The following is a 25,970-nucleotide window of genomic DNA, read 5'->3' as shown; positions in this document are numbered from 1 at the left end:
AGAATTTCCGGTTTTTATTTATATTGACTTCTGAATTATAGTTCTTTCATTATTATATTCTCCGAAAATTAATACTTTGTAGATGCAATTTGAGCCGTTTTCGCTCCAAGCAAAAATAGGTTTTACCTAAATATTCTCCCCTGAGAATAATGGCGAGAATTAAACTGGTAATATAACTCAATCAGCATATATGCTAAAAGTGAATCAAAGAACCAGGTCAAATTGTATCAAATTTAGCAAAATCTGGAGTGTATAACTAATGGGGAAACAAAAGTCTGACAGTATGCACAAGATATTAAGCATTTTCATGATGTCTATCTTTTTAATATCAATAACTGTTGCATCAGTTAGCGCACAGAACGGGGAAACGTTATTACCGACAGAACCAGACGCTAACGTTACAGAAGAAGTGACACCTCCCGAAGAAGTGACGCCTCCTGAAGAAGTAACACCAACAGAAGAAGCGACACCTCCTGAAGAAGTGACACCTCCCGAAGAAGTGACACCAACAGAAGAAGTAACACCAACAGAAGAAGTAACACCTCCTGAAGAAGTAACACCTCCTGAAGAAGCGACACCTCCTGAAGAAGTGACACCAACAGAAGAAGTGACACCAACAGAAGAAGTAACACCAACAGAAGAAGTAACACCAACAGAAGAAGTAACACCAACAGAAGAAGTGACACCAACAGAAGAAGTGACGCCCACTGGAGAAATAATAGTACCTGTTGAAACAATACCACAGGAGGATGTAGTAGTATCAGAAGATAGTGTAACAGTACCGGAGGAGGCTATAACAGTACCTGAGGAGGATTTTACAGCACCGGAAATCGTATCACCATTAATCGAAACTAACGGTACTGTCGCTATAATTGACGAAGAAACAAATACTACATCTACACTGGATGTAGGCCCTGATACCGGAGGAATTGCGGTCGGTCCAGATGGGACACGTGCATATGTAACTAACATTAACAACAATACGGTCTCAGTAATCAATACAATAAACAACAGTGTTGAAGCAACAATCAATGTTGGAAATTATCCTTCTGGAATTGCATTTGCAGGAGAAAATGCATATGTGACCAATGTAAATAGTAATACGGTCACTGTAATTAACACAATAAACAACAATGTTATAGGTACAATTAACGTTGGAGAAAAACCTGGTGCTATTGCAGTTGCAGGAGAAAAGGCGCTTGTGACCAATATTAACAACAATACTGTTACTGTAATTAACACAATAAATAACAACGTAACAGCTACAATTAATGTTGGCGAGCGTCCTGCTGGAATTGCAGTCGCAGGAGATAAAGCATTTGTAACTAATGCTAACAGCAATACTGTTACCGTGATTAACACGATAAATAACAACATTATAGGCACAATTAACGTTGGAAGCTATCCTACCGGAATTGCAGTCACGGGAGATAAGGCATTTGTTTGTAACGCTAACAGCAATACTGTTACTGTGATTAACACGATAAACAACAACATTATAGGCACAATTAATGTTGGAGAATATCCTGCTGCAATTTCAATAATAGGCAATGAGGCACACGTGACTAACTTTAACAGTAACACGGTCACTATAATTAATACGATAAATAACAATGTTATATCAACGGCGCCTGCACGCAATATTCCGGTTTCTACCACTGGACATTGTGTATGTGTTGTCCCGGTACCAAAACCGCCATGTCCCACATGCCCATGTCCTACATGTCCTACAGTACCAAAATGCCCTGCTGCAAACTTCACCAGCAATCTCATTCTTGTAGTGAAGTTTACGGACCTGTCAAAAGATGCAACCAGATGGTACTGGACCTTTGGAGACGGGACAAATTCAACTGAACAGAACCCTATACATGTATATAGTAAACCGGGCAGTTACAGGGTCAACCTGACAGTAAGCAACAGCAACTGTACAATTACGAAAAGTAATGTAGTCAACGTGTGTAACAACACCAGCAGCATAAGATAAGAAAAATACCAGATTAATGTAAAAGCACCAAACATTACAAACGGACAGCATCAATCACCGGTTCCGTAAGAAGGATTCGAAATCGGAATCCAGATCCGGTAAAAAAGAGTAAAGCTCAGAAAGCTGGATGGGGGAACTTCCTATCCGGCATTATTTACTATCGCTGCAAGAAACACAATTTGGCAGCAAAAAAATGGATGCTAAGTCCTACCTCTTTTTCTCAAAGAATATGACTGTGTTATAGACCGGGGGCTGGGGTTGTACTCTTTCCTGCTCCACGAAACCTTCAGGCAGGTCAAACAGGCAGTTTCCACTCAATAATTTACGGAGCCCTTTTTCATAAATCCTGCACGAAATTCTACCTCCTATCGGCATGACTTCCAGAAGGTGCTCGAAGATCTCTTTCTTCGGTTCAGCCTGGGCAGCTATCATCAGGGCTTTTACCCCTGTATCCGGACTTAAGCTTAAGTCCTTCCTGCTTAGAGAAAAGTGGTTTCCGTTTACTATTTTGATTACACTGGAAAGCCCAAGTTTTTCAAGTACTTTTTTTGAGAGATTTGCCCGGAAGGAGTCTTTTTCGATTCCAGTGCTTTTCACTCCGTACAGCCTGAAAAAAACAATCAGAGTTAAAGGAAGCGGGCCGCTTCCAAGAAAAAAAACAGTATCTCCGGAAGAAAGCCTCAGACCTTCATACTCCGTGCGTACAAGCTTGAGATAATTTCCGTAAAAAGAGAACATTTCAAGGGAAGCCCAGGGAGAATCGCTGGACAGGATTTCTTTTGCATGCTCGGTTTCAAGTCTTACGGTATAAAGGTTCCTGAATCTTTTAATTTCAGTAAATGCTGGCTCCAGCTCTTTTTTTTGTAGTATATCCTGCACCACACTATCTTCAACTTCCAGGCTAACCAGGTACTCAAGCTCCTGAAAAAGCTCCCTGTTCCGGTCCGATAAACCATAAACGATTTCTTCATTGGACAGAACCACTATGTTTTGATATAAACCGAGAATCTCTTCAATAATATACGATGGCGAAAGCTCCGCGCCCCTAATAACTCCAGTAGCCATGATAACCCCAATAATGATTGGTTATCCTGTGATATATGCCTGTTTAAACATTATTAAATATGGAGATATCAGTTTATCCGGAGTTCTGATTCTGGATACAAAAGATTTGGGACGAAGAAAGACACTTTATAGACAGTTTTTCCTGCTGTATCCGAGCATAAATGGTGAATGAGAAATCTGGAAATATACTTTTACGGGTATCTAAATGGCTCAAAAATAAGATTGAAGTTATGGGCTATTTTTCAGGAATGCTTTTCAAAAATCTTTTCGAGATCTTCCATACTCAGAGAAACCTCAAACTCTTTTAGCCGATAAAATTTCTTTGCCCTCATATCATCATCTTCAAGCCTTAGATCACTCTCGACAAATCCAGCTTTTTCCAGGCGTTTCAAATGCAGGTTTACAACCTGTCTTGAGAGGTCCAGATCTTTGGCGAGTTCATACACATACCGCTCTCTTTCAGCCAGAAGATAAAGAAGTTTTAACCTTACAGGATGAGAGAGGGCTTCGCCAATTTCAACTATTTGCTGAAGTGATTTTTCCACCTGGTGCACCCTCATAAATCAATATAGTTTTCTGATCTTAAAGTATTCCTGGAAGTTATTTTAAGTGTGACAAATTTGAGCATATTAACTTTAGATTTCTTCCAGTTTGGATTTTATATCCTCAACTGTTTTTTTAATATCTTCAATATCTTTTTCGATCTTAACAAGCCTTTCATTATCCCTGGAAGCCATATAACCGGACCTATTAAGCATTAACACAGCTACGCCTGCAATGAGCAGGATAATGAGAAGATTCAGGAAGAAACCCCAGAAAGAGCCATACATTCCGTACCCCATACCGTTCAAACATTTCACCTCGAAAAAACTGGATTTTTTTATTTTATTTGTTTTCACTTAATTTTTTATTTTTTCTTATTCACTGCTTATTATTGAATTTATTTTTCCTTTAAATACTCATTCCAACCTTAAATATAAAAAATACCCGGTAAAAAAAGCCTGATATAAAAACTAAATCTGAAAAATTAGCTGATTGAAGCAAGTAAAAAGAGGGGGAATTATATACGGTTTAAAACCAATTTTAATTTCCATATCCCATACAATTTCCCGGACCTCTGCCATGCCCGGAACCGCGTCCGTGCCTGCCGCCCATTTGAGCCCCTGAAGGGGTGCTGTATCCGGTAAATACTTCACCTGTTACTGCATCGATCCTTGCCTGAGTGCGGATTCCATCCTCATCTTCATAATAGACAATCCACCAGCGGCCCTTCTGATATATATCATCTCTGGAAATGCTGTCATCGATTTCCGATTTTGCTATTTCATAAGCCTCGTCTGCAGTTTTGACCTCAAGTTCTGCGGTTTCACCTGTCCCGTAATAAGGACAGTAAGGGTGGTCCCCTGCACCATCTCCTGAATCCGCATATCTGGCAGCCCACCTGTTCATGGGTCCAGAAACGTATCCTTTTCCGGCATCTTCCGAAGCAACTGCACTGACAGCAAACGCTCCGAAAGTGCCTATCAGCAGTATGCCCATAAGAATTGCTGTTATTGTTTTCCTCATTTTTTACACCCTCATCAAGTTATTTTGTTTTTTTCGATATACCTTGCTGGACACTACTTTTGCTATATGCAGTGTTTATACTACATATGTAGTCATTCGAGAGATATATAACTTTTGATCGCTACTGCTTTTTTTTCTTTAAATTCAGCGGTACTTTTCATTTAGCCATCCAGCAAGCGGCGGGACCCAGCAGAGGTTTGCTGCAATGGTCTCGAGGGCTGTAAATGTCTGAGTTGTAGGGCTGAAACCCAGAATTCTTGCACCAAGCAGTCCGAGAGGGACAAGTATGATTATAAAAAGACTAGCAAGCATTACCGGATGACGGACATACCTGGAAAAGCCGGCTTTCCATGATCCTTCAGTACGTTTGAGGAAGAGCATACCTGAAATATTGGCTCCGATCTGGTCACTGAGTGCATAAAAATACGGGATATAAAAACCTTCAACCCCGTAAACATCTACCCCAGCTAGCCGGCTCCCAAGGTCAATTATCCAGGGAAAAGCAATCCCAAAAAATTTTCCCCAGCCATAAGCTTCTGCCATACTTCCTTCAGCCTGCCGGATGCGCTGGCGGATGGAAAAAATTCCCTCAAAAATGCTCTCCCCTTCTCCGGCTAGAGTCCTGACAAGCCACTGCCCCACAGGGCTCCGCTGATATCCCTGGAAATCCAGAAAAACCCCTGCAAGAAGCCCTAAAATGTACCCGGGGATCGTATATTTTATAAGTTCTGAGAACTCTTCACCTTCTTCAAGGAATTCATTTTCAGAAAATCCTTCCTCAGGGAATTCTTCAGAAAGTTCCTCATATTTTATACTCATTTCTCGACCCTCAAACTCATTTTCTCCAGTTCAGAATGTTTCTGGACTGCTTTATTAATGAGTATATTTATTCCGGGTATCCAAAAATAATGCTAATAACTTTTCATTAATCCGGAACAGATAAAACCAGAGCAGCTCTGGAAACACATATAAACAGTTGTGCCAGATAATATAAGTATAAGGGAGACCCATGAAAGCTTTAGAATGCAGTACCATTGACATTGCGCCCACGATTTCCAGATTGTTAAAAATACCCATGGTTCCTCCTTCGGGGAGTCCTATTCCTGAGGTAGAAAACTATGCAAAAGAAAGAGGCTGTAAAAGGGCAGTAATTATAGTGGTTGACAGCCTTGGATATTCCATTTACCGGCACCTCTCACCGGTGATGAAAAACCTGCATGAAATTACGGAAAGTGGACTGCTTTTCAAATGCAGGTCTCCGGCAACTATTACATCTCCTGCAATTGCTTCAATCTTTACTGGCTATCTTCCGGAAGAACATAATATTTACTCGACTGCTGACATTTATAGTGAAAGAGCAAAAAACTCTGAAAATCCAAGGCTAAGAAGTATTATGGAATGGGCTTGCAGGGCAGGCATGAAATCCGCCGCTGTAATAGAAACGGAAGGAGCGGAGAGTTTCAGAGGAAGGATAAAAGACTTTTACGGGGTCCCGAATTCCGAAGACATACTGGATTATGACTGCAGGATAACAGAATACGCCCTTCAGGCTATGAAAGAAAAGCCCGATGTCCTGTCTGTGCACCTGAGAGCCCTTGACCGCTATTCCCACAGGGCAGAGACCTGGAAAGAAATGAAAAAAGCTGCAAAAGCTATTGACAAAAATTTAGAAATGATTTTCCAGAGTGCAGAAAAAGGCACTATGTTCTTTATATGCGGAGACCATGCGGTCCATGGTGGGAAAAAATGGTTGGAAAACGCTACACAGGAAGAAATCATGAACCATGAGAAGAATTATGTAGCCCTTATTGTGAGCTGCTCTCGATAATATTTATGTAGCCCTTATTGTGAGCAGCTCTCGACAATATTATTCCTTTTCTGATGCGGGCAGGTTTACTTTTTTGTTACTTTCGTGACCTTCTGCCTCTTTTCAGCATGGAAACCATGAAAGCTACCCCGGCAAGCCCCAGAAATGAAGGGACCCAGGGTGCGATTCTTTTCTTCATTTCAGGCAGGGAGTTCTTTGAAGATTCTGGTGCGTGATTATCAATGAAGCCTTCAATGCTCTTTTGAACCCTTAAGGTTCCGTTTTCCAGAGAAATCCCGGTTTCCGTATGAACCTTTGAGCTGACAGCAGAGACAACTGAATCTTTGGTGGAGACAACTGAGCTTTTTATAGATTCAAGTTCTCCTTTGTGAATTATTCCTTGAATTATTCTCTTACTTTCATTCTCAGGTTCTGAGTTTCCGGTTGCTTCAGCATCAATACTCTCATCCTGGACTTCATTATCATCCTGGACTTCATCAGAAGTGCCGCCGATGTATCTTGTAATACAGCCTATCAGACCCTTGTTTTCTGTGCCGGAAGCTTCCTCACCCTCGAGATTTTCTTTTGTGTTCATATCGGTTTCATTTTTCAGGACGGATATGGCTATACATGTGGTGGAAGTCCCGTTTTCATTTCCAGCGACAAGAGAAACTGTATAATTCCCTGGGCAGCAGAAGGTGTGTTCGGGTTCAGGGCAACAGGATTTTTTTCCGTCCCCAAAAGACCATGTAATGCAATCTGCATTTCTGGAAAGGTCTACAAATTTTATAACAAGAGGGACACGACCTCCTGTTGCATTTGAAATAAGTTTGGCTTCTGGAAGTACGGGGTCGGATTGTCTGGAAGCATTCAGGGCTCTTATAGTTACAGATGCTGAATCGCTGTCATTTTCGTTGCTTACGATAAGAGAAACAATATATTCTCCTTCATTAAAAAAAGTGTGCAAAGGACTGGGACTATCTGAAGTATTCCCGTCTCCAAACATCCACAGCCTGGAAGTTGCATTTTCGGAGAAATCTTTAAACCTGACAGATAGGGGAGCAAATCCTTCTGTTATATCTGAGGTAAAACGTGCTGTCGGCAGCACCGGAGAAGAATGCAGATATTCCATTAAAGGCATGTAATCCATGCTGCCGGCTTCAGGGTTGACAGCATATGCGGAATCCCCAATACCGTCTCCGTTTTCGTCCGACCCTTCATAATCACTCCAGTAGTTACCTCTGCTGTCGTTCCAGGTGTTAAACTTATTATCCCTGGCATTATTTGTATTATTGAAATAATTTCTGTATATTACGTTATCAGGAGAACTTAAGAGTTTGATGCCGCAGTCCAGGTTCGAATATACCATATTATTGCTCAACAGATTATTGCTGGATTCAAAAAGATATATTCCTGCTTCCAGGTTTGAGATTTTGTTATCATTTACTGTACAGTTGTCAACCCTGTTTAGGAAGACTCCACATCTCCCTTCAGTGATAGAAAAACCGCTAATATTTACGCCAATGGCAGTTATCTCAAAAACGTAACTTTCTGCATTTATTCCCTTGATAATTGTATTATCAGGATTTCCTGAAGACGACTTTATTGTTAAATTTTCCTTGTTAATTAGGATACTTTCATTAAATTCTCCAGGTTCTATGAAAATAGTATCCCCGGGAAGTGCTTTATCTACCACCCCCTGGATGGATTCTCCTGCCTTAACATGCAATTCTGACGCCATTCCGACATCCGGGACTAAAATGAGAATTAAAATCGCCAGTAAAAAACAGGTTCGTTCTATAGTTTTTGCGTTCATTGTTTCAGCCCCGGGAAAGGTCCAGAATTTTACTTACAAGTTTTTATAAGTAAAGCATATAAAATTGTTGGTTTAAAGAAATATTAGAAAAAAGAAATTAAAATTAAAATCAATAAAAAATAAGAGTGAATAAAAAATAAAACCAGATAAAAATAAAGATAAATAACAGGTAAAATAAAACCTGTTATTTACACTTATCAAGTTAGATTTGCATCAATGTTAAATTTGCAGCAGATGTTAAGTTTGCATAATGTAAGTTTGCATAATGTAAGTTTGCATAATGTAAGTTTGCATAATGTAAGTTTGCATAATGTAAGTTTGAAGCAATGTTGATTTTGTAGCAATGTTAATTTTGCAGTAATATTAAGTTTGCAGTAATATTAAGTTTGTAGCAGGTATTAAAATCGTATTACATACTAAAATTATATTCCCGGATTGAAAATTTTGTTAAGGCACCTGAATGGTAATGTATATTTATGATAATTTGCATTGGTTCTGGAAAAAACTTTGTTATCTAACAGGTTCAGGCAGTCCCGGGTTGAGTACAAAGGTTTTTAAGTAAATATTCGAGTTAGGTTTCTTAAAAAAATACCTCTGGAGAAGGTTTGATTATGCAGGAAAAAATAAAGGAAATAGCATCTCGCGTCCGCGAACTGCGGGAACTGTCAGAGATTTCTGTTGAAAAAATGGCAGAATACCTCCAGGTTTCAAAGGAAATTTATGAGAAATATGAAAACGGGACAGAGGATATTCCGGCAAGCATTCTTTTTGAAATTGCACACAGGTTGCAGGTGGACATGGCTACTCTCCTGACAGGGGAAGAGCCCCGCATGAACGTTTTCACACTTACAAGGAGTGGGAAAGGAGTAAGTGTTGAAAGAAGAGAGCAGTATAAGTACCAGAACCTTGCTGAAAAATTCATTCATAAAAAAGCTGAGTTTTTCATTGTTACAGTCGACCCCAAGCCTCAGGGAACAAAACCCGATACCAATTCCCATCCAGGGCAGGAATTCAACTACGTGCTCGAGGGAAGCCTGAAGGTTTACATCCATCACAACGAAATTATCCTCAATGAGGGAGATTCCATTTATTTCGATTCCAACTATCAGCATGCCATGGAAGCCATGAACGGAAAAACCGCCAAGTTCCTGGCAGTAATTATGTAACCCGGATTGAATGTGACAGATTAACCCAGCCGGAATAACTGAAAAATGCGCATAAAACTCGGAATCAGAAAAAGCTCTGAAAGCTTTTTCAAATAATAAAGCTTCCTGAAGTTTTAAAAGATATAAAACATTCAAAAATTAGAATAAAACGGGTGTCCAGAATGACTTCCTTGCTAAGCCAATTTGTTTCCAGAACCGATTTCGAATCCTATGAGGATTTCCAGGAAAACTTCAAAATCCTGGTCCCTGAAAATTTCAATTTCGCCTATGACGTTGTTGATGCCTACGCAAGAGACTCTCCTGAGAAAATTGCCATGGTATGGTGTGATGACTATGGAGAGGAGAGGGTCTTTACTTTCAAAGACATGAAATATTACAGTGACAGGGCTGCAAACTTCTTTGTAAAACACGGCATCGGAAAAGGCGACTATGTAATGCTGACCTTGAAGAGCCGTTACGAGTTCTGGTTCTGCATCCTGGGTCTCCACAAGCTAGGGGCTATTGCCGTTCCTGCAACTCATATGCTGAAAACCCGGGACATAGTATACAGAATAGAAAAAGCCGGGCTCAAGATGATTGTCTGCATATCGGAGGACGATGTCCCTGAGCAGGTCGACGAAGCCCATATGGAATGCGGGGACGTCCCGCTCAAAAAAGCCATGGTGGGAGGTAAAGCCCGGGAAGGCTGGATTGATTTCAGAAAGGAGCTGGAGGAAGCTTCCCCGGAATTTGAACGCCCTACTGGTGAGGCTGCAACAAAGAATGAAGATATCTGCCTTGTTTATTTCTCCTCAGGGACAGCAGGTTTCCCTAAAATGGTAGAACACGACAATACCTACCCTCTAGGGCACATCCTGACCGCAAAATACTGGCAAAAAGTTGAGGATAACGGCCTGCACTATACTGTTGCTGACAGCGGCTGGGGAAAATGTGTGTGGGGCAAACTGTACGGGCAGTGGATAGCCGGATGTGGGGTTTTTGTCTATGATTATGACAGGTTTGAAGCAAAACACATGCTTGAAAAAGCCTCAAAGTATGGGGTTACGACCTTCTGCGCCCCTCCGACAATTTATCGTTTCCTGATAAAAGAAGACCTTTCCCACTATAATTTCAGTACCCTGAAATATGCGGTAGTTGCAGGCGAACCCCTTAACCCCGAGGTCTTCAACCGTTTCCTTGAGTTTACAGGAATAAAGCTTATGGAAGGGTTCGGGCAGACCGAAACAGTTGTTACGATTGCTACCTTCCCGTGGATGGAGCCAAAACCGGGATCTATCGGAAAGCCGGTTCCCGGATACAAGATCGAACTTATGGACAGGGACGGAAGGCTCTGTGAAGTTGGAGAGGAAGGGGAAATCGTAATCAATACAATGGCAGGAAAGCCTGTGGGGCTTTTTGCTCACTACGGAAAAGACCCTAAAAAGACAGAGGAAACCTGGCATGATGGATATTACCATACAGGAGATATGGCCTGGATGGATGAGGACGGGTATTTCTGGTTTGTGGGAAGGGCTGATGATATAATCAAGACCTCAGGATATAAAGTTGGGCCCTTTGAAGTGGAAAGTGCCCTTATCCAGCACCCTGCTGTTCTCGAATGTGCAATCACGGGAGTCCCGGACCCTGTAAGAGGGCAGGTCATTAAGGCGACAATAGTGCTCACCAGAGATTATACTCCAGGTGATGCCCTTAAAAAAGAGCTGCAGAACCATGTCAAAAACGTTACAGCTCCGTATAAGTATCCCAGGATAGTGGAATTTGTTCCAGAGCTTCCGAAGACCATCAGCGGAAAAATCCGCAGGGTTGAAATCAGGGACAAAGACCAGACTCAGTAAGAGATTTTTCTGAGCAGTGAATCCGATTGAATTAGCAAAAGGAAAAAGAAAGGAAAGAGATAAGTACCTTAAACTTTTTCTCAAAATTCGCTTAAAGAAGGATTCGGATTTACTCTCAATTTACTGTAATCAAAATCGCTGTTATTAATAAGTAAAATTCAAGAAAAATTAAAGAGCATATAAGAATTCAGAAAGCCCCTTAAAAATGATAGGCTCTCCTGTCTGCCATATAAACCGGCCGGAGAAAAACAGGGACTGGAAGAATAGCGTGAGGATTCTATATGGCAAAAAATGATCGGAAAGAACCGTACCCTGTTATCAATATTCTGGAGTGCAAGGCATGTGGGCGCTGTCTTCTTGCCTGCCCCAAGGACGTACTTTTCATGAGTGAGAACCTGAATGCGCGGGGTTACCATTACATAGAGTATAAAGGGGAAGGCTGCTCAGGCTGTGCGAGCTGCTATTATACCTGCCCCGAGCCCCTGGCACTGGAAATCCATATTCCCCTGAAAAAGGAGGAAGCCGAATAAGGCAGAAGGAGGAAAAAAGATGGCAACACAACTCATAAAAGGCAACTCCGCAATAGTTGTTGGTGCACTTTATGCCGGATGCGACTGTTTCTTCGGATACCCCATCACTCCGGCAAGTGAGATTCTGCACGATGCTTCCAAATATTTCCCCATGATAGGAAGAAAATTCGTGCAGGCAGAGTCTGAGGAGGCTGCAATCAATATGGTCTACGGGGGAGCCTCAGCAGGCCACAGGGTAATGACATCTTCTTCAGGTCCGGGAATTAGCCTGATGCAGGAAGGTATCTCTTACCTGGCAGGTGCAGAACTTCCCTGCGTGGTTATAGATGTTATGAGAGCAGGTCCCGGGCTTGGAAACATAGGACCTGAACAGGCAGATTACAACCAGGTCGTGAAAGGCGGGGGGCACGGGAACTACAAAAACATCGTACTTGCCCCCAATTCCGTGCAGGAGATGTGCGACTTTACCATGAAAGCCTTCGAACTTGCTTTCAAATACAGGAACCCTGCAGTTGTACTCGCTGACGGAGTTCTCGGGCAGATGATCGAGTCTCTTGAGTTCCCGAAGAAAGCACTCAACCCGGAAATCGACACAAGCTGGGCAGTTAACGGCACAGCCGAAACAAGACCTAACCTGATAACCTCAATCTTCCTGGACTTTAATGAACTCGGAGCCTTCAATGAGAGGCTTCAGGCAAAGTACGAGCTGATAAAACAGAATGAGGTAGATTACGAAGAATACATGACCGGAGATGCCTCAATAGTGCTTGTTTCTTACGGGATAAGCAGCAGGATCTGCAGGTCGGCGGTTGACCTTGCAAGGCAGGAAGGAATCAGAGTCGGACTTTTCAGGCCAAAGACACTTTTCCCCTTCCCGGAGGCGCAGTTGAAAGCCCTCGCGGATAAAGGGTGCTCTTTTATCTCAGTGGAGATGAGCAACGGGCAGATGATAGACGACATCAGGCTTGCTATCGGCTGTTCAAGGCCTGTTGAACTGGTAAACCGTATGGGAGGAAATCTTATCACTCTCGACCAGATCATGGACAGGATAAGAAAGATTTCAGGGGAGGCATGAAAATGGCAGCAGAAATCATCAACGGAGAAAAGGTTATAAGGAAGCCAAATGCGCTGTATTCGGACTATCCCCGCAAAGGAGGGGCAGCCTCAACAGCCACCCACTATTGCCCTGGCTGCGGTCACGGGGTTTTGCATAAGCTCATTGCCGAGGCAATTGACGACCTCGGGATACAGGACAGGACAGTTATGATAAGCCCTGTGGGCTGTGCGGTCTTTGCTTATTATTACTTTGATACCGGCAACATCCAGGTAGCCCACGGGCGTGCCCCTGCAGTTGGTACAGGCGTCTCAAGGGCTGAAGAGAATGCTGTGGTTATATCCTACCAGGGTGACGGGGACCTTGCTTCAATCGGACTTAACGAGACCTTGCAGGCAGCAAACAGGGGAGAAAAGATTGCAGTCTTTTTCGTAAACAATACCGTTTACGGCATGACGGGCGGACAGATGGCTCCCACGACCCTGATAGGGGAAAAGACAACAACAACCCCTGAAGGCCGCGATCCCAGATTTGCAGGTTATCCCCTTCATATGTGCGAGCTTCTGGACAACCTGAAGGCTCCGGTTTTTATTGAAAGAGTTTCGGTCTCGGATATCTCCCACATTAGAAAAGCAAGAAAAGCCATTAGAAAAGCGCTTGAAGTCCAGCGCGATGGCAAAGGCTATGCTTTTGTAGAAGTCCTTGCAGCCTGCCCTACCAACCTCAGGATGGACGCAGAGCAGGCTGTCAGTTTCATAAACGAAGAGATGGAAAAGGAATTCCCTCTCAGGAATTTCAGGGACGATTTCGAATCAACCGAACCTCTTTACCGCGGGGTCAGCGATTTCACAACCGAATCCCTTGAGAAGCTTTACGGAATTGAAGCGGATGCCGGAGAAAAACCTGTCAGAGCTGACTTTGCCCCTATCCAGACCAAGATTGCAGGTTTCGGAGGGCAGGGGGTCCTGAGTATGGGCATTGTCCTTGCGCAGGCAGGGGTTAAAGCAAACCTCAACGCTTCCTGGTTCCCGTCCTACGGACCGGAACAGCGCGGAGGGACTTCAAATTGCTCGGTGATGATTTCAGGACAGCCCATAGGCTCTCCTACGGTTTACACACCTGACATCCTTATAGCCATGAACCGCCCCTCTCTGGAAAGGTTCGAAGGAGCTGTAAGAAAAGGAGGCTTTATCCTTTATGACTCAACCATCGGGGAAGCCGAGACCCCTGAAGGTGTAAAAGCTGTTTCAGTCCCTGCAACCGAAAAAGCCAAAGAAGCGGGCGATGAAAGGGCTGCAAATTCGTTCATGCTCGGCGTATTGCTTGGCCTTAACGCAACAGGGCTTGAAGAAGAAGCCTTTAAAGGAGCTCTTGCCGAAAACTTTGCAGGCAAACCCAGAGTTATCGCTTTTAACCAGCAGATGCTCGAAGCCGGTGCAGAATGGGCAAGAGAGAACGTAAAAGTATAATCTGTCGGAAGACAGCAAGCAGAAATAATCAATAATTACAGAAAGGCAATAAATAACTACAGAGAAAGCAATAAATAACTCAGAACAGGCGGGAAAACTTCTGGCTCGCCTGTAATCTTTTTTTCACATTTCTTCCCATCCCATGCGCCCATGACTTATAGATACTTTAGTTGTATCTGCCTGTTGAAAGCCTTTATTCAGGCAATAAACTGAAGAAACATTAAAATAGTTGTGAAAAGTCGTATCTGGATAGAACGGCAAAACAGTCATTACCTCTCCAGCTAGATTTTGCCGTTCTCCAACCATATTCTGTAATATGCTTATTGAATCATCTTCTGTGATCTGTTTTTGACTTTTTTATGATACGTTTTTTGACTTTTCTTTTATTATCTGTTTTGAATTATAATCTGATTTTGAATTATCTTCTATGATCCTTTTTTGATTATTTTCCGTGATACGCTTTTCAGGACTTCCCTGATAGTTTTTGGCTTCATATTTTACATAGCAGGATTTCAAAGAAGCAGCTGAAAAGGAAATTATAACTGGCGGGAAGACTGATTGAATAAAGTAAGAGATTTAGGAACGCTCATAAGGTTTATTTAAAATAAAGACATTATAAAAAACAGAAAGTTTCCCTCAAAATTAATTTAGAAGTAGTTATATCAGAGCGAGAATTAGCAGTTATATACAGGGATTTATTGAAGATTAATTAAGATCAGGTTTAATTTTTATTCAGTTTAGAAGTAGATGGTAGGGGTCGAGTCCCTATTCTCGAGGTCCCTACCTGCGATCCAACCCGAGATTGAGAGGAAACCCTATACTCTCAATCTACGCACTTTTCATAATGCTATCGAGATATATATCATAATCGATTCAAAAAAGTGTTAGTAACATAAAATTCATCTGAATTTAATGATTTTTCCAGAATTGAAAGTTTCAATGATATTAAAATATTTTTCTTAATAAAATATAAAATTGAAAGAATAGTACAGATTTTTAAAATGATGTGCTGTCATAAAGCTTATCAAAAACAGAACAGTATAAAAAAAGTAATAATCAAGCTTAATATTAGTTTGAAAATAACTGATTTAGAAGCAGATGGGCAGGGGTCGAGTCCCTATTCTCGAGGTCCCTACCCGCGATCCAACCCGAAATTGAGAGGAAACCCTATTACTCTCAATCTACATCCGTTTTATAATCATGTAGACATATATATCATCACCGATTAAAAATATCCATGATGATAGATTTTTTTAATCCCATCAAAAATTTATTTCCGGTAAAAATATTTAATAGCAAAAAAATAAAATGAATAAATGAAATGGATATTCTATTATTTTATTAAAAAAAGTTGAAGGAAAAAAGTTAAGAACGAAAATGTAAAAAGCCCGATATATAAGTGAAAATGAAAAAAATATACGGATTTTTGTTTTCTGGTTTTCCTGGCATGAAAGTACTTCTGACTTTCATTTTTTGCGCCTGTTGTCGAAGAATTTCATGTCTGTTTTTTGTTTCTTTATTTGAGGATAAATGCCATTCATAGTGAATAGGGATCTTTTTAGCCAGACCCCTAAGATGATCCAACCCCGCAAGATTGAGAGAAAATGCGTTTGCTCCCAACCTGTGCGTACTCTATAACAGCATAAAAATATATATCATAACCGATTCAAAAAATAATTTGCCATCTAAAGATTTTATCTCAACATATATTTTGCTCGGTTTAAAACATTTAACAGGACATAAATATACTTCAAAAGAAGTATAGTAGTAAAAATAAGGAAAAATTTCAGACAGGAATAGCTATTTCAAAATAGAAATAAAAGGGCAGATGCCCTTTAGATAACATAGGCTTTCAGGGGCGGGAAGCCATTAAAACAGATGGAGCTATAACTCTGGGTATAGGCTCCGGTAGTGAAAATATACACCCTGTTGCCGTCTCTCATGGTGTGGGGAAAAGAATACTTATGGTGCTCGTAAAGAATATCCATGCTGTCGCATGTCGGGCCTGCAAGTATAACCTCTTCTGCACATCCTTTTTTATCACAGAAAATTGGATATTTGATGCATTCGTCAAGGGTTTCGATGAGGCCGCCAAACTTTCCTATGTCAAGGTAAACCCATTTGTACTGGTTAAACCTTGCCTTCTTTGCGATCATAATGACTTCACTTACGATTATGCCCGCATCGGCAACCAGAGACCTGCCCGGTTCGATAAGAATTTCAGGAAGCTCTTCCCCGAAGTCTTCATGCAAAAAGCGGCGGATTTCATGTGCATATGTTTCAAGGTCATGCGCCTGAGACTGGTATTTTGCAGGAAAGCCTCCACCGAGGTTGATCATTTTCAGATGGATTCCTTTTTCAGCTACTGCCTCAAAGAGATATTTACACTTGGCAATTGCATTGTCCCACTGTCCTATATCCCTCTGCTGGGAGCCTACATGGAAGGAAAGACCGTAAGGTTCAAGCCCGAGCTTTTCAGCTTTTAAAATCAATTTATATATCAGGTCAGGATGGGAGCCGAATTTTCTGGAAAGGGGCCAGTCAGCACCATCACTTTCCGTAAGAATCCTGAAAAAGACTCTGGAACCTGGAGCTCTTCTGGCTAATTTTTTCAAATCACTTTCGGAATCCGTAACAAAGAGCCTTACTCCATTATCATAGGCATAAGCTATGTCTTTTTCTTTTTTTATTGTATTCCCGTAACTTATCCTCTCAGGTTCCACCCCGAGCCTTATCAACTGGTCAAGCTCGTAAATGGTCGCCACATCAAAATTGGAACCTTTTCTCTTCAGGGCAAGCACTACCTTATCTAAAGGATTCGCCTTAACAGCATAATGTATTTTTGCAAAAGGCATATGCTCTACAAGTTCGTCGTAGCTTCGTTCGATCTTTTGAAGGTCGACGATCAAAAACGGTGTTTCTTTATCCCGCGAGAATTTTTTGATTTTATTAAATTCCTCTCTTGAGATGTAATCATCCAGCGGGAAATCATAAGGCTCTTTTCTCATATCTACTCCCTTTTTAACCTGATTAACTTGTAAGCAAAACTGACAATAATTATGATTTATATTTAGGCAGTTCTGTTTATAAATTTTTAGTATATTACGGATTCATTCTGGTTACGGGATTTATAATAAATAATATAGATAATCCCTGAAATAAAACGAATCAAATAGGGTTTTAGGTATATAAAACTAATTCTTGTTGAATATACAGACTCAAAAACATCTAAAATCTAAAAATATTCAATATAAATCGTCAGATTTTGTAGAAAAGTGTAATTAAGTTTTATTAATTAATTAAAGCTACAAATAAGCTTTATTATCCTATTAAAAGCATTTAAAGCAAATATATTGGCATAAAACCTCTCAGAAACGCTGATCTTTTCTGAGAAAATAGACCTGCAGTTTAAACATGTAAAAAAGGGTTTTAACAGAGTAATGAGCAAATAAAGCCTGCTTAAAGGAATAAATCCATATTTGAGCAATATTAAGCCATAAAAACAATAAAAAACCAGAAAAAACGCTGTTTACTATTTATTTTATTTATAGATGTTCATGCAAACTTTTGAATTATTTTGAATCAATATGCAGAATTAAGAATAAGAGAATTAAAATTACGATAATAATGGGAAAACTAAAATTACGATAATAATAGAAAAACTAAAATTAAGATCATATTTTAACAATTCGAACCCTCATAGTCCCGGCTTCAGAGTCAGGGAGGGATTTTTCGGGTTCTTATCAGGACAATTATGAACCCTATTACTATAAGGAAAAAACCATAAGCCATGATCTCGAGGCTGATCTGAGAAAAAAGAAAAACAGCAGATAATGCGCCGAGTGATGGGAAGAGCGGCAAACGCCCTATGCTGACAGGGACCCTGAAAGGACGATGTCTTTCCGGCTCTGCATAACGGAGTTTTATCAGGGAGACATTAACCATAAAAAAGACTATGAAGATCATAAAATTAGCAATATTTGCTACGGTTGTTATGTCTCCCAGAAGGACAAAAAAACCCGAGATAAAGGCAATTCCGAAAATTGCGGCCCAGGGGGTTCTGAAGCGGGGATGTACGCGTGCAAGGGCTCTGGGAAAAGATCCTGCATCTGCCATCCCGTAGACAATCCTTGACCCTCCGAGCATGACCACAAGTACGGTATTCATTGTGGAAAAAAGAGCTATCCAGGACAGAAGGACAAAAGCGTCATTTCCGAAAGCTACAGCCGCGACATCCGCAAGCGGCACTTCCGAGAGCCCTAACACGCGGAAATCGAGGACACTTACGGAAGCTATGGCCACACAGACATAGAGGAAAACCGTAACTGATATCGCGATAATCAGGGCTCTTGGGGTTGTTTTCTCTGCATTTTTTGTTTCCTGGGACAGCCTGACGATATCCTCAAAACCGAGAAATGCAAAAAAAATCAGGGCAGAAGCTTCAAACAGCCCTGCGAGGTCCGGAGCCTCAAAATAATTTACTGTCCCGATATAAGGGAACCCTGCATAAACAATCACCAGAAGACCGGTAAGTTCTATCAGGCTGATAAAAACAGCCAGCCGGGCAGATTCCTTGACACCGTAGACCATGACAAGGCTGAGGAAAAGAAAAAGGCCAGCTACCCCGACCAGACTGCTAGCTCCGAAAAGGCTGCTGAAATACCTCCCAAACCCGAGAGCAACAGCAGAACTTGTGATTATCACATAATAGACCACAAGGAGCCCGGCAAAAAGTCCTGTGCGTTCTCCAAAAGCTCTTTTTACAAACTCATACTCTGCTCCCGCCCGCGGATACATGGATGATAGTTCCATGTAGCTGAAAGCGGAAAGTGCGGCAGTGACACCAGCAAACAGAAAAGAGAACCAGACAAAATTGCCCGCAAGACCGGCAGCTTTTCCCATAAGCACGTAAATTCCGGCTCCGAGAATATTGCCAATTCCGGTTAGAGTAATCTCAACCAAACTCAGGTCTCTTTTTAAATCGGATTTTTCTTCCATAATAAGCTCCCTGCTTACATCACAGAAAAAAACGTTTAGAGAACTGGTTTTGAGAGGAAAAACATATTTTTAATTTATTCCAGGAAAATGCACGGGCTGAGAGCATTGTGTCTTTAGGGAGGCTTTCTGGAGCCGAGTTTAATACGTCACATTACTGACACTTGAAGATATTCCCGAAAAATTAAAATTGCTGTTTTTAGGCAAAATGACACCCGGTAATACCGGAGCTCTCAGCGCTGTTTTCTCATGCAGTTTCGCAGGAATGTCAGGTCTGTACAGTCTTAAAAGTATACTTTTAAGCTTTCATTTTTTGAGCAAGTTGCCTGCCTATCTCTTCTATTTTCTTTAGGTCTTCCTCTTTCGCCCTGCCCTTAACCTGGTGCGTACCAACAACTTCCATACTCGAAGGGGTCAGGATATCTCCTGCCTGTCTCAATGCTCCTCCTCCCCAGCCGAATGACCCCAGGACAACTCCGTATTTAGCCGGAGGTTTGAGCGCTTTTACCAGGTAAGCACCGTACAGGGCAAGCGGGTGCATTCCTGCAAGCACTGTAGGAGTCCCCAGTATAATGGCTCTTGAGTCTACAAGCTCTCTGGCAACATCCCCCAGGTCTGAGGCCGCAAGGTCATACATCCTTACATCAACTCCTTCTTTAAGAAGAGTTTCTGCAATTGCATTTACCATCTCTTTTGTTGAGCCCCACATGCTTATGTAGACAACAAGGGCTTTATTTTCAGTTTCTCCAGCAGTCCATTTTCTGTAGGGCTCAAGTATCCTCTCTGGATTCTTATATATCGGCCCGTGGCTTGGAGCTATAATGTCAATCTCGAGGTCCTTTATTTTTTCAAGAGCCTTTGCCCCCATTTTATTGAAGGGCATCATTATTTCCCCGTAATAGCGTTTTGCCAGGGGGATAAGGTCTTCCAGGTCGTCGTCATAAACTCCCTGGGCAGTATGAGCTCCGAAAAAGTCACATGGGAAAAGTACTCTTTCTTCCGGCAGATATGTAAACATGGTTTCCGGCCAGTGGAGCCAGGGCGCTTCTATGAAGCGGAGAGTCTTCCCGCCCAGGTCAATGCTGTCCCCTTCGGCAACAACCTTTATGCGATCTTCAGGAAGCTCATGATAAAGGCCTGCCATCTTTATTCCCCTTTCAGTCGCGACAAGTATGGAGTCAGGAGCCTTATCCATAATATAACGAATCGCACTGGAATGGTCAGGCTCGGCATGGTTCATGACCAGGTAGTCAAGCTTTTCCAGGTCGGAAACAAGGTTTATTTTTTGTTCGAACTCCTCTTCAAATCCCGGGTTTACGGTATCTATGAGGGCTGTTTTCTTTTCTCCTTTTACAAGGTAAGCGTTATAGCTTGTCCCCTGAGGCAGAGGAATCAGAGCGTCAAACATCCTGCGGTTCCAGTCCTTTGCCCCAACCCAGAATACGTTCCGGGCTATTTCCGGAATATTATAATTTTTCATATTTTTCATCCCCGTTACAGTGCCGGCTAAATAAGCATGAATGAATTAAAGGCCTGAATATAGCTTTTTCATCCGACAGCTTTTATAATCAGTCTATATGTATTCGTCCAATATATGTATTAGCTGTGACCGTCTGATGCATGCACAGGCAATTTTCTAAAAAAGATAATGTATGGAGAAACAGGAAACATACAGTCTATTAATGCCTTTTTTCAGGACGCAGCTTTTCAGAAAAACCGGGGGGAAAGAAAAGCTTATATAGACAGCAGTAAGTTATCTTCTTCCTAGCAGGCCATAATTCACAAATTTATGATTAATGTGGGTACACTGGAGCCTGAAATATTCAGTATTGAATTGAGGCTTTGATACTCGAATATACAACCATAAAGAAGGGATATTTATGAAAACATCATCAGTAGAACTGAATCCAAACAGACTGGTACAGTACCTTAAAAAGCCAGCAAGTGAATTCACCAAAGATGACATCATCAAATTCGTCAAAGATAACGGTATTAAGATGCTGACCTTCCGCTACGTTGGCGGAGATGGCAGGCTCAAAGCCCTCAGCTTCATCATCAGGAACGAGGAACACCTCGACAATGTGCTTTCTACCGGAGAAAGAGTGGACGGCTCAAGCCTTTTCAAATACATAGAAGCCGACTCAAGCGACCTTTATGTTGTCCCGAAATACCGCACTGCTTTTGTAAACCCGTTTGAGGAAATCCCGACCCTTGACCTTCTCTGTTCCTACTTCGACAAGGACGGAAACCCTCTTGCAAGCTCTGCTGAAAACATCATGAAGAAAGCTCATGCTGTTCTGAAGGAAGAGACCGGGTACGAGTTAAACGCAATGGCTGAACTCGAATACTACATCATCAGCGACAAAGAAATGATTGACACCGACTTTCCTGCAATTGACCAGAGAGGATACCACGAGGCAGGTCCCTTCACCAAGTTCGACCAGCTCAGGAAAGATGCCATGCTCGCAATTGCCGAAGCCGGCGGAACAATCAAATACGGACACTCCGAAGTCGGAAACTTTACCGATGACAAGTATTACTATGAGCAGAATGAAATCGAGTTTGAAACAACAAGCCTCGAAGACGCTGCTGACCGCCTGCTCATCGGAAAATGGATCCTCAGGATGCTTGCAGCTCAGTACGGTGTTTCAGTCAGCTACGCCCCCAAGATCACTGTCGGAAAGGCAGGAAGCGGGCTCCACATCCACATGAAGCTCCTGAAAGACGGCAAGACCGCAACAGTCGAAAACGGCGGAAAGCTCACAGATGCCGCAAAGAAAGCTATCGTTGGATGCCTTGACATTGCCGGTTCAATCACTGCTTTTGGAAACACAATTCCTACATCCTACCTGCGCCTTGTGCCTCACCAGGAAGCACCAACCAACATCTGCTGGGGAGACAGGAACCGTTCCGCACTTATCCGTGTGCCTCTCGGCTGGTCCGGAGAAGCCAGCAAGATGATCACCATTGCAAACCCGAACTACAGCGAAGAACTCAAAGAACACTACTACAAACAGACTTATGAGTTCCGTGCTGCAGACGGTTCTGCTGACATCTACCTCCTCCTCACCGGTCTCTGTGTAGGTACCCGCCACGGGCTCCAGATGGACAACTCCCTTGAGCTAGCAGATAAGCTCTACATCAACGTGAACATCTTCAAAGAAGAGCACAAAGACAGGCTTGCCCAGCTTGAGCACCTGCCTGCTTCCTGCTACGAGTCCGCCCAGGCTCTTAAGAAACAGAAAGATATCTTCATGCAGTATGATGTCTTTACCGAGGGTATGCTTGACGGAATTATCAGCAACCTTGAATCCTACAACGACTACCAGCTGAGCGAGAAACTCTACGGCAAGAATGAAGAGATCAGGAAGCTTGTGGACAACTACATCCACATTGGCTGAGCTCGATAACGGCAACTTTTAAAAACCGTTTTCTTTTTTTCACGAGAAAAGCAGGGCTCTGCCTGTCAGAAAGCAGGCCCTGCAAAAACGAATTTCCTCCTTATTTTTGCGGCACTCAGCTGCCCTGTGAACCGGGCATAATAGCTTTCCTGAACCATTCCTTTTCAATGCAAATAACAAGCACTGAAGCCACTTTAAGAAATACTTATTACTCTTCGAAACATATGTGAGCGTAATCATTTTAGAGAAGATGATTTCACAAAGGTAATTACTTTATAAATGTATATTCAAAAACCTGAATTGCGTATCAAATTCCTGCTGCGTGGATGTTAACATGGCTGGATCAGTGAAAAAAAGCCCACAAAATAAGCCGCCTGATGATGACTGGAGAAATACGCTATATACGATAATATTTGAAGCAGACACACCTGCAGGAAAGAGATTTGACGAAATCCTGATAGTTACCATCCTGCTCAGCGTCATTGTTGTCATGCTGGATAGTGTAAAGGAGATTGCGGCGTCCTATGGCGATTTTTTCTATTCCCTTGAATGGATTTTCACAATAATGTTTACCGTGGAATATCTTCTGCGCCTGGTCTGTGTCGGCAGGCCGGTGCGGTACGCCACAAGTTTTTTTGGGATAATAGACCTGATAGCAATCCTCCCGGCGTATTTCAGCCTGCTTTTGCCAGGAAGCGAATACCTTCTGGTAATCCGGAGTTTACGGCTGCTCAGGATTTTCAGGGTGCTCAAACTTGTTCAGTACCTCGGAGAAGCTGACTTATTGATAAGAGCCTTACGCGCAAGCCGGAGAAAAATAACCCTGTTCCTTTTTACTGTTTTGAATCTGGTGATAATACTTGGTTCCCTGATGTACGTTATCGAAGGCGGAAAGAATGGGTTTACAAGCATACCAACGAGCGTTTACTGGGCAATAATAACTCTTACAACAGTGGGATACGGAGATATAGTCCCCGAAACAGGTCTCGGGCAGGCGGTTGCTTCTGTTGTTATGATAACAGGTTACAGCATCATAGCAGTCCCGACAGGTATCATCACGTCCGAGATTTCTTATGCAAGCAGGTACACCAAAGGAAGGGTGTGCCAGAACTGCAGTTTTGAAGGGCATGAAAGTGATGCGAAATTCTGCAAACGCTGTGGAGCAGAACTGGAGATACGCTCGTGAAACTTCAGGGTTGGCTTTATCTATCTTTACGAATTCTAAAGGCAATTGTTTCTGAACAAAAATCCAGAATAGATACAGAATAATTTGATACAGAATAAATTCAGAAGGAACCGGACTGATCCGACAATGACAGATATAATCCCAGAAAATGTTAATAATTCAAAAATCACCATAATCTGTTCTGCCCCAGACCTTGCCAGCCAGAACATCAAAAATCACCTTTTGAACCTGACCGAATGGAAAAACCTGGAACTACCGCCGGAGTCCAGATTTTCGGCAGCCAGAGAATCAATAGACGGAAAATTCAGACTTGTGGACATAGAAGAGATTCATGTATTTCAGGACGGGCTTGACAGAAAGCTTGAAGCTGCAGGTCTGCCGGCTTCCCTGATAATTTTTGCCTCCAAGCACAGGAGCAAAGAAGAAATTAATTCTCTCACCGTACACTGCACAGGAAACCCTTCAGGAGAAGCAAGGCTTGGGGGTCACCCTAAAGAGCTTGCAGTCTCTTCACCTGCTGCTATGAAGTCGATCCTGAGCGGGATGAAAAAGCTTGCAGGAGAGAAAGGGCTGAAGTATGATGTAACCCTTGAAGTGACCCACCACGGCCCGACAGAACTCTCTGTCCCATCAATTTATGCCGAGATAGGCAGCACTGAGAAGCAGTGGGAAGACCCTGACGCAGGAGAGGTGGCAGCAAAATCCATACTTGCAGTTTCCCTTGAAAAAGTTCCTGTCGCAGTTGGGTTCGGGGGAGGGCATTATGCCATGCGCCAGACCGGGCTTTTGCTTGAAACAAAAATTTCTTTCGGGCACAATTTCCCAAAATACCAGTTAGAATTCGTGGACGAAGCCCTTGTAAGGCAGGCTGTTGAAAAATCCGGTGCCGAATTTGCTTATTTTGATAGGAAATCCATGAAAAGCGAAGACAGGAAAAAGATCTCTGAAATTCTTGAGAAGCTCGGTCTCAGGGTATTGAAGGAATCGGAAATCCGGGAAAATTACGGGCTTGATGATTAAGGCTTGATAATTAAGGCTTGATAATTAAGGCTTGATAATTAAGGCTTGATAATTAAGGCTTGATAATTAAGGCTTGATGATTAAAATCCACCGTTATAAATAGATAACTTTTCAGTGACAGGTCGGGACTTAATGCTCATTACTGGTATCTCTCCCATTATTCTCCGTTTTCTTTTTGGCGGAACTGCGGTTGTGGCTTCAAGGCTGGTTGCCCGGAGTTTCGGAGGCAGGCTTGGAGGCGTTTTTGCGGCTTTTCCTGCGGTTTACCTTGCAGCGGTTGCGGGCCTGAGCATGGAATACGAAGGTAGTGAATTGCTTTCAGTTTCCGAGCAGCTTTCCAGAGGGGCACTTGTGGGAATGTCGGCAGATATATGCTGTGCCCTCGCAGCCAGCTATTTAATACTAAAATACGGATGGAAAACAGGCCTGAGCCTCTCTCTCCTCTTCTGGGCTGTGCTCGCCCCGGTTATTTATTTTACATGGTTCTGATTCTGAACAAAATCAAACCGAATGCCGGAAAAAAAACGTTAACGGATAAAAGAAAAAAATCAGACAAACTAAATTTAGAAAAGCCAGGTTTAGAAAAACCAGATTTAGAAAAACTAAAATCAGACAAACTAAAATCAGATTCATTCAGGAGTATTTTTAATGGAACTTGATCTTCGGGATCTCGGCATAAGGTTTGTTTTTGGGGGCACGGCTGTTGCTGCCTGTTACATCCTGCTTCAGCACCTTCCCTCAAAATCCTTTGCAGGGGTCTTTGCCGCATTTCCGGCTGTAATGGCTGCAGCCGTAATTATGGCAGGCCACTTCGGGAGTTCCGAACAGGCATCGGATATTGCTCTCGGAGCCAGCGCAGGGATGATCGGCTGTGCTGTTTGCGTGCTTACGGCTACTTTTTGTATGGAACACCTGAATCTCTGGGGTTTATCCCTGGAGATCGCACTTATTGCCTGGTTTTTCAGTTCTTATGCAGCAATTACATTGATGCAGGTATTCTCGAAAAAGGAAAAAGAAAAAGAAACAGCAGGTAAAAGGAATTTTAAGATTCAGGCTTCAGAAAAGCCTTAATATTT

Annotated in this window: 23 protein-coding genes; 13 read left to right on the top strand and 10 right to left on the bottom strand. The window is 42.4% G+C overall.

Features of this window, described 5'->3' with window-relative positions:
• Window positions 1-259 precede the first annotated feature (259 nt).
• Window positions 260-1,984: a PKD domain-containing protein gene (locus tag MSMAS_RS08055; RefSeq protein WP_226987642.1), complete on the top strand. Its 1,725-nt coding sequence runs from the start codon at window positions 260-262 to the stop codon at window positions 1,982-1,984.
• Window positions 1,985-2,191: 207 nt separating this feature from the next.
• On the opposite strand, the gene MSMAS_RS08050 is transcribed toward MSMAS_RS08055, so the two are convergent.
• The 5 genes from MSMAS_RS08050 to MSMAS_RS08030 form a co-directional block, all read right to left on the bottom strand.
• Window positions 2,192-3,049 (bottom strand): nicotianamine synthase family protein, encoded by an 858-nt coding sequence (locus MSMAS_RS08050; RefSeq protein ID WP_011035067.1) that lies wholly within the window; start codon window positions 3,047-3,049, stop codon window positions 2,192-2,194.
• 242 nt (window positions 3,050-3,291) lie between these two features.
• Window positions 3,292-3,594 (bottom strand): ArsR/SmtB family transcription factor, encoded by a 303-nt coding sequence (locus MSMAS_RS08045; RefSeq protein ID WP_011035068.1) that lies wholly within the window; start codon window positions 3,592-3,594, stop codon window positions 3,292-3,294.
• A 90-nt stretch (window positions 3,595-3,684) separates the two neighbouring features.
• Window positions 3,685-3,900 (bottom strand): hypothetical protein, encoded by a 216-nt coding sequence (locus MSMAS_RS08040; protein ID WP_011035069.1) that lies wholly within the window; start codon window positions 3,898-3,900, stop codon window positions 3,685-3,687.
• Window positions 3,901-4,132: 232 nt separating this feature from the next.
• On the bottom strand, window positions 4,133-4,615 hold the full coding sequence (locus tag MSMAS_RS08035) for a PepSY domain-containing protein (RefSeq protein WP_048040596.1): 483 nt from the start codon (window positions 4,613-4,615) through the stop codon (window positions 4,133-4,135).
• 144 nt (window positions 4,616-4,759) lie between these two features.
• Entirely contained in the window at window positions 4,760-5,434 is a 675-nt protein-coding gene (locus MSMAS_RS08030; RefSeq protein WP_011035071.1) for a hypothetical protein, read from the bottom strand.
• A gap of 190 nt (window positions 5,435-5,624) precedes the next feature.
• On the opposite strand from MSMAS_RS08030, the gene MSMAS_RS08025 reads away from it, so the two are divergent.
• Window positions 5,625-6,443: an alkaline phosphatase family protein gene (locus tag MSMAS_RS08025; RefSeq protein WP_011035072.1), complete on the top strand. Its 819-nt coding sequence runs from the start codon at window positions 5,625-5,627 to the stop codon at window positions 6,441-6,443.
• Window positions 6,444-6,519: 76 nt separating this feature from the next.
• Here the strand turns inward: MSMAS_RS08025 and MSMAS_RS08020 are convergent, their stop codons facing one another.
• Together MSMAS_RS08020 and MSMAS_RS19920 are read right to left on the bottom strand one after the other, a co-directional pair.
• Complete coding sequence (locus tag MSMAS_RS08020; RefSeq protein ID WP_011035073.1) at window positions 6,520-8,238, bottom strand: PKD domain-containing protein; 1,719 nt, start codon at window positions 8,236-8,238, stop codon at window positions 6,520-6,522.
• A gap of 202 nt (window positions 8,239-8,440) precedes the next feature.
• On the bottom strand, window positions 8,441-8,566 hold the full coding sequence (locus MSMAS_RS19920) for a pentapeptide repeat-containing protein (RefSeq protein WP_394296982.1): 126 nt from the start codon (window positions 8,564-8,566) through the stop codon (window positions 8,441-8,443).
• A gap of 283 nt (window positions 8,567-8,849) precedes the next feature.
• Here MSMAS_RS19920 and MSMAS_RS08015 point away from each other — a divergent pair, with 283 nt between their 5' ends.
• The 5 genes from MSMAS_RS08015 to MSMAS_RS07995 all read left to right on the top strand — a co-directional run bounded on the left by MSMAS_RS08015 (window position 8,850) and on the right by MSMAS_RS07995 (window position 14,292).
• Window positions 8,850-9,404, top strand: coding sequence for a helix-turn-helix domain-containing protein (locus MSMAS_RS08015; RefSeq protein ID WP_048038840.1), 555 nt, complete (start codon window positions 8,850-8,852; stop codon window positions 9,402-9,404).
• A gap of 161 nt (window positions 9,405-9,565) precedes the next feature.
• Window positions 9,566-11,239 (top strand): AMP-binding protein, encoded by a 1,674-nt coding sequence (locus MSMAS_RS08010; protein WP_048038839.1) that lies wholly within the window; start codon window positions 9,566-9,568, stop codon window positions 11,237-11,239.
• Between the two features lie 281 nt (window positions 11,240-11,520).
• Complete coding sequence (locus tag MSMAS_RS08005; protein ID WP_011035076.1) at window positions 11,521-11,769, top strand: 4Fe-4S dicluster domain-containing protein; 249 nt, start codon at window positions 11,521-11,523, stop codon at window positions 11,767-11,769.
• Between the two features lie 19 nt (window positions 11,770-11,788).
• Entirely contained in the window at window positions 11,789-12,844 is a 1,056-nt protein-coding gene (locus tag MSMAS_RS08000) for a 3-methyl-2-oxobutanoate dehydrogenase subunit VorB (protein ID WP_048044385.1), read from the top strand.
• A gap of 2 nt (window positions 12,845-12,846) precedes the next feature.
• Entirely contained in the window at window positions 12,847-14,292 is a 1,446-nt protein-coding gene (locus MSMAS_RS07995; RefSeq protein WP_015413116.1) for a 2-oxoacid:acceptor oxidoreductase family protein, read from the top strand.
• A 1,835-nt stretch (window positions 14,293-16,127) separates the two neighbouring features.
• Here MSMAS_RS07995 and MSMAS_RS07985 read toward each other — a convergent pair.
• The 3 genes from MSMAS_RS07985 to MSMAS_RS07975 form a co-directional block, all read right to left on the bottom strand.
• Complete coding sequence (locus MSMAS_RS07985; RefSeq protein ID WP_011035080.1) at window positions 16,128-17,300, bottom strand: type III PLP-dependent enzyme; 1,173 nt, start codon at window positions 17,298-17,300, stop codon at window positions 16,128-16,130.
• A gap of 709 nt (window positions 17,301-18,009) precedes the next feature.
• Window positions 18,010-19,290 (bottom strand): APC family permease, encoded by a 1,281-nt coding sequence (locus MSMAS_RS07980; protein ID WP_015413117.1) that lies wholly within the window; start codon window positions 19,288-19,290, stop codon window positions 18,010-18,012.
• A gap of 295 nt (window positions 19,291-19,585) precedes the next feature.
• Complete coding sequence (locus tag MSMAS_RS07975) at window positions 19,586-20,767, bottom strand: FprA family A-type flavoprotein (RefSeq protein WP_048036353.1); 1,182 nt, start codon at window positions 20,765-20,767, stop codon at window positions 19,586-19,588.
• Between the two features lie 400 nt (window positions 20,768-21,167).
• Here MSMAS_RS07975 and MSMAS_RS07970 point away from each other — a divergent pair, with 400 nt between their 5' ends.
• The 6 genes from MSMAS_RS07970 (at window position 21,168) to MSMAS_RS07945 (ending at window position 25,965) form a co-directional block, all read left to right on the top strand.
• Window positions 21,168-22,688, top strand: a complete 1,521-nt coding sequence (locus MSMAS_RS07970) for a glutamine synthetase family protein (protein ID WP_015413120.1) — start codon at window positions 21,168-21,170, stop codon at window positions 22,686-22,688.
• 334 nt (window positions 22,689-23,022) lie between these two features.
• Window positions 23,023-23,874 carry an ion transporter gene (locus tag MSMAS_RS07965; protein WP_155395357.1) on the top strand — a complete coding sequence of 284 codons (852 nt, stop codon included), beginning with the start codon at window positions 23,023-23,025 and terminating at the stop codon, window positions 23,872-23,874.
• Window positions 23,875-24,000: 126 nt separating this feature from the next.
• Window positions 24,001-24,894, top strand: coding sequence for a D-aminoacyl-tRNA deacylase (locus MSMAS_RS07960; protein ID WP_048040598.1), 894 nt, complete (start codon window positions 24,001-24,003; stop codon window positions 24,892-24,894).
• A gap of 132 nt (window positions 24,895-25,026) precedes the next feature.
• Window positions 25,027-25,383 (top strand): DUF3147 family protein, encoded by a 357-nt coding sequence (locus tag MSMAS_RS07955; protein ID WP_015413123.1) that lies wholly within the window; start codon window positions 25,027-25,029, stop codon window positions 25,381-25,383.
• On the top strand, window positions 25,374-25,553 hold the full coding sequence (locus MSMAS_RS07950) for a hypothetical protein (protein WP_048036348.1): 180 nt from the start codon (window positions 25,374-25,376) through the stop codon (window positions 25,551-25,553). Before MSMAS_RS07955 ends, MSMAS_RS07950 begins: the two co-directional genes overlap by 10 nt.
• Window positions 25,543-25,965 carry a DUF3147 family protein gene (locus MSMAS_RS07945; protein ID WP_011035087.1) on the top strand — a complete coding sequence of 141 codons (423 nt, stop codon included), beginning with the start codon at window positions 25,543-25,545 and terminating at the stop codon, window positions 25,963-25,965. Before MSMAS_RS07950 ends, MSMAS_RS07945 begins: the two co-directional genes overlap by 11 nt.
• The last annotated feature ends 5 nt before the right edge of the window (window positions 25,966-25,970 follow it).

The organism is Methanosarcina mazei S-6, from assembly GCF_000970205.1.
Taxonomy (GTDB): domain Archaea; phylum Halobacteriota; class Methanosarcinia; order Methanosarcinales; family Methanosarcinaceae; genus Methanosarcina; species Methanosarcina mazei.
Note: the sequence above shows the minus strand (reverse complement) of the source record. Positions and strands in the feature narration are given on the sequence as shown.

Bases quoted from the DNA above. Each gene is read 5' to 3' on its own strand.
- MSMAS_RS08055 (WP_226987642.1), top strand. From the start codon at position 260: ATGGGGAAACAAAAGTCTGACAGTATGCACAAGATATTAAGCATTTTC.
- MSMAS_RS08050 (WP_011035067.1), bottom strand. From the start codon at position 3,049: ATGGCTACTGGAGTTATTAGGGGCGCGGAGCTTTCGCCATCGTATATT.
- MSMAS_RS08035 (WP_048040596.1), bottom strand. From the start codon at position 4,615: ATGAGGAAAACAATAACAGCAATTCTTATGGGCATACTGCTGATAGGC.
- MSMAS_RS08030 (WP_011035071.1), bottom strand. From the start codon at position 5,434: ATGAGTATAAAATATGAGGAACTTTCTGAAGAATTCCCTGAGGAAGGA.
- MSMAS_RS08025 (WP_011035072.1), top strand. From the start codon at position 5,625: ATGAAAGCTTTAGAATGCAGTACCATTGACATTGCGCCCACGATTTCC.
- MSMAS_RS08020 (WP_011035073.1), bottom strand. From the start codon at position 8,238: ATGAACGCAAAAACTATAGAACGAACCTGTTTTTTACTGGCGATTTTA.
- MSMAS_RS08015 (WP_048038840.1), top strand. From the start codon at position 8,850: ATGCAGGAAAAAATAAAGGAAATAGCATCTCGCGTCCGCGAACTGCGG.
- MSMAS_RS08010 (WP_048038839.1), top strand. From the start codon at position 9,566: ATGACTTCCTTGCTAAGCCAATTTGTTTCCAGAACCGATTTCGAATCC.
- MSMAS_RS08005 (WP_011035076.1), top strand. From the start codon at position 11,521: ATGGCAAAAAATGATCGGAAAGAACCGTACCCTGTTATCAATATTCTG.
- MSMAS_RS08000 (WP_048044385.1), top strand. From the start codon at position 11,789: ATGGCAACACAACTCATAAAAGGCAACTCCGCAATAGTTGTTGGTGCA.
- MSMAS_RS07995 (WP_015413116.1), top strand. From the start codon at position 12,847: ATGGCAGCAGAAATCATCAACGGAGAAAAGGTTATAAGGAAGCCAAAT.
- MSMAS_RS07985 (WP_011035080.1), bottom strand. From the start codon at position 17,300: ATGAGAAAAGAGCCTTATGATTTCCCGCTGGATGATTACATCTCAAGA.
- MSMAS_RS07980 (WP_015413117.1), bottom strand. From the start codon at position 19,290: ATGGAAGAAAAATCCGATTTAAAAAGAGACCTGAGTTTGGTTGAGATT.
- MSMAS_RS07975 (WP_048036353.1), bottom strand. From the start codon at position 20,767: ATGAAAAATTATAATATTCCGGAAATAGCCCGGAACGTATTCTGGGTT.
- MSMAS_RS07970 (WP_015413120.1), top strand. From the start codon at position 21,168: ATGAAAACATCATCAGTAGAACTGAATCCAAACAGACTGGTACAGTAC.
- MSMAS_RS07965 (WP_155395357.1), top strand. From the start codon at position 23,023: ATGGCTGGATCAGTGAAAAAAAGCCCACAAAATAAGCCGCCTGATGAT.
- MSMAS_RS07960 (WP_048040598.1), top strand. From the start codon at position 24,001: ATGACAGATATAATCCCAGAAAATGTTAATAATTCAAAAATCACCATA.
- MSMAS_RS07955 (WP_015413123.1), top strand. From the start codon at position 25,027: ATGCTCATTACTGGTATCTCTCCCATTATTCTCCGTTTTCTTTTTGGC.
- MSMAS_RS07950 (WP_048036348.1), top strand. From the start codon at position 25,374: ATGGTTCTGATTCTGAACAAAATCAAACCGAATGCCGGAAAAAAAACG.
- MSMAS_RS07945 (WP_011035087.1), top strand. From the start codon at position 25,543: ATGGAACTTGATCTTCGGGATCTCGGCATAAGGTTTGTTTTTGGGGGC.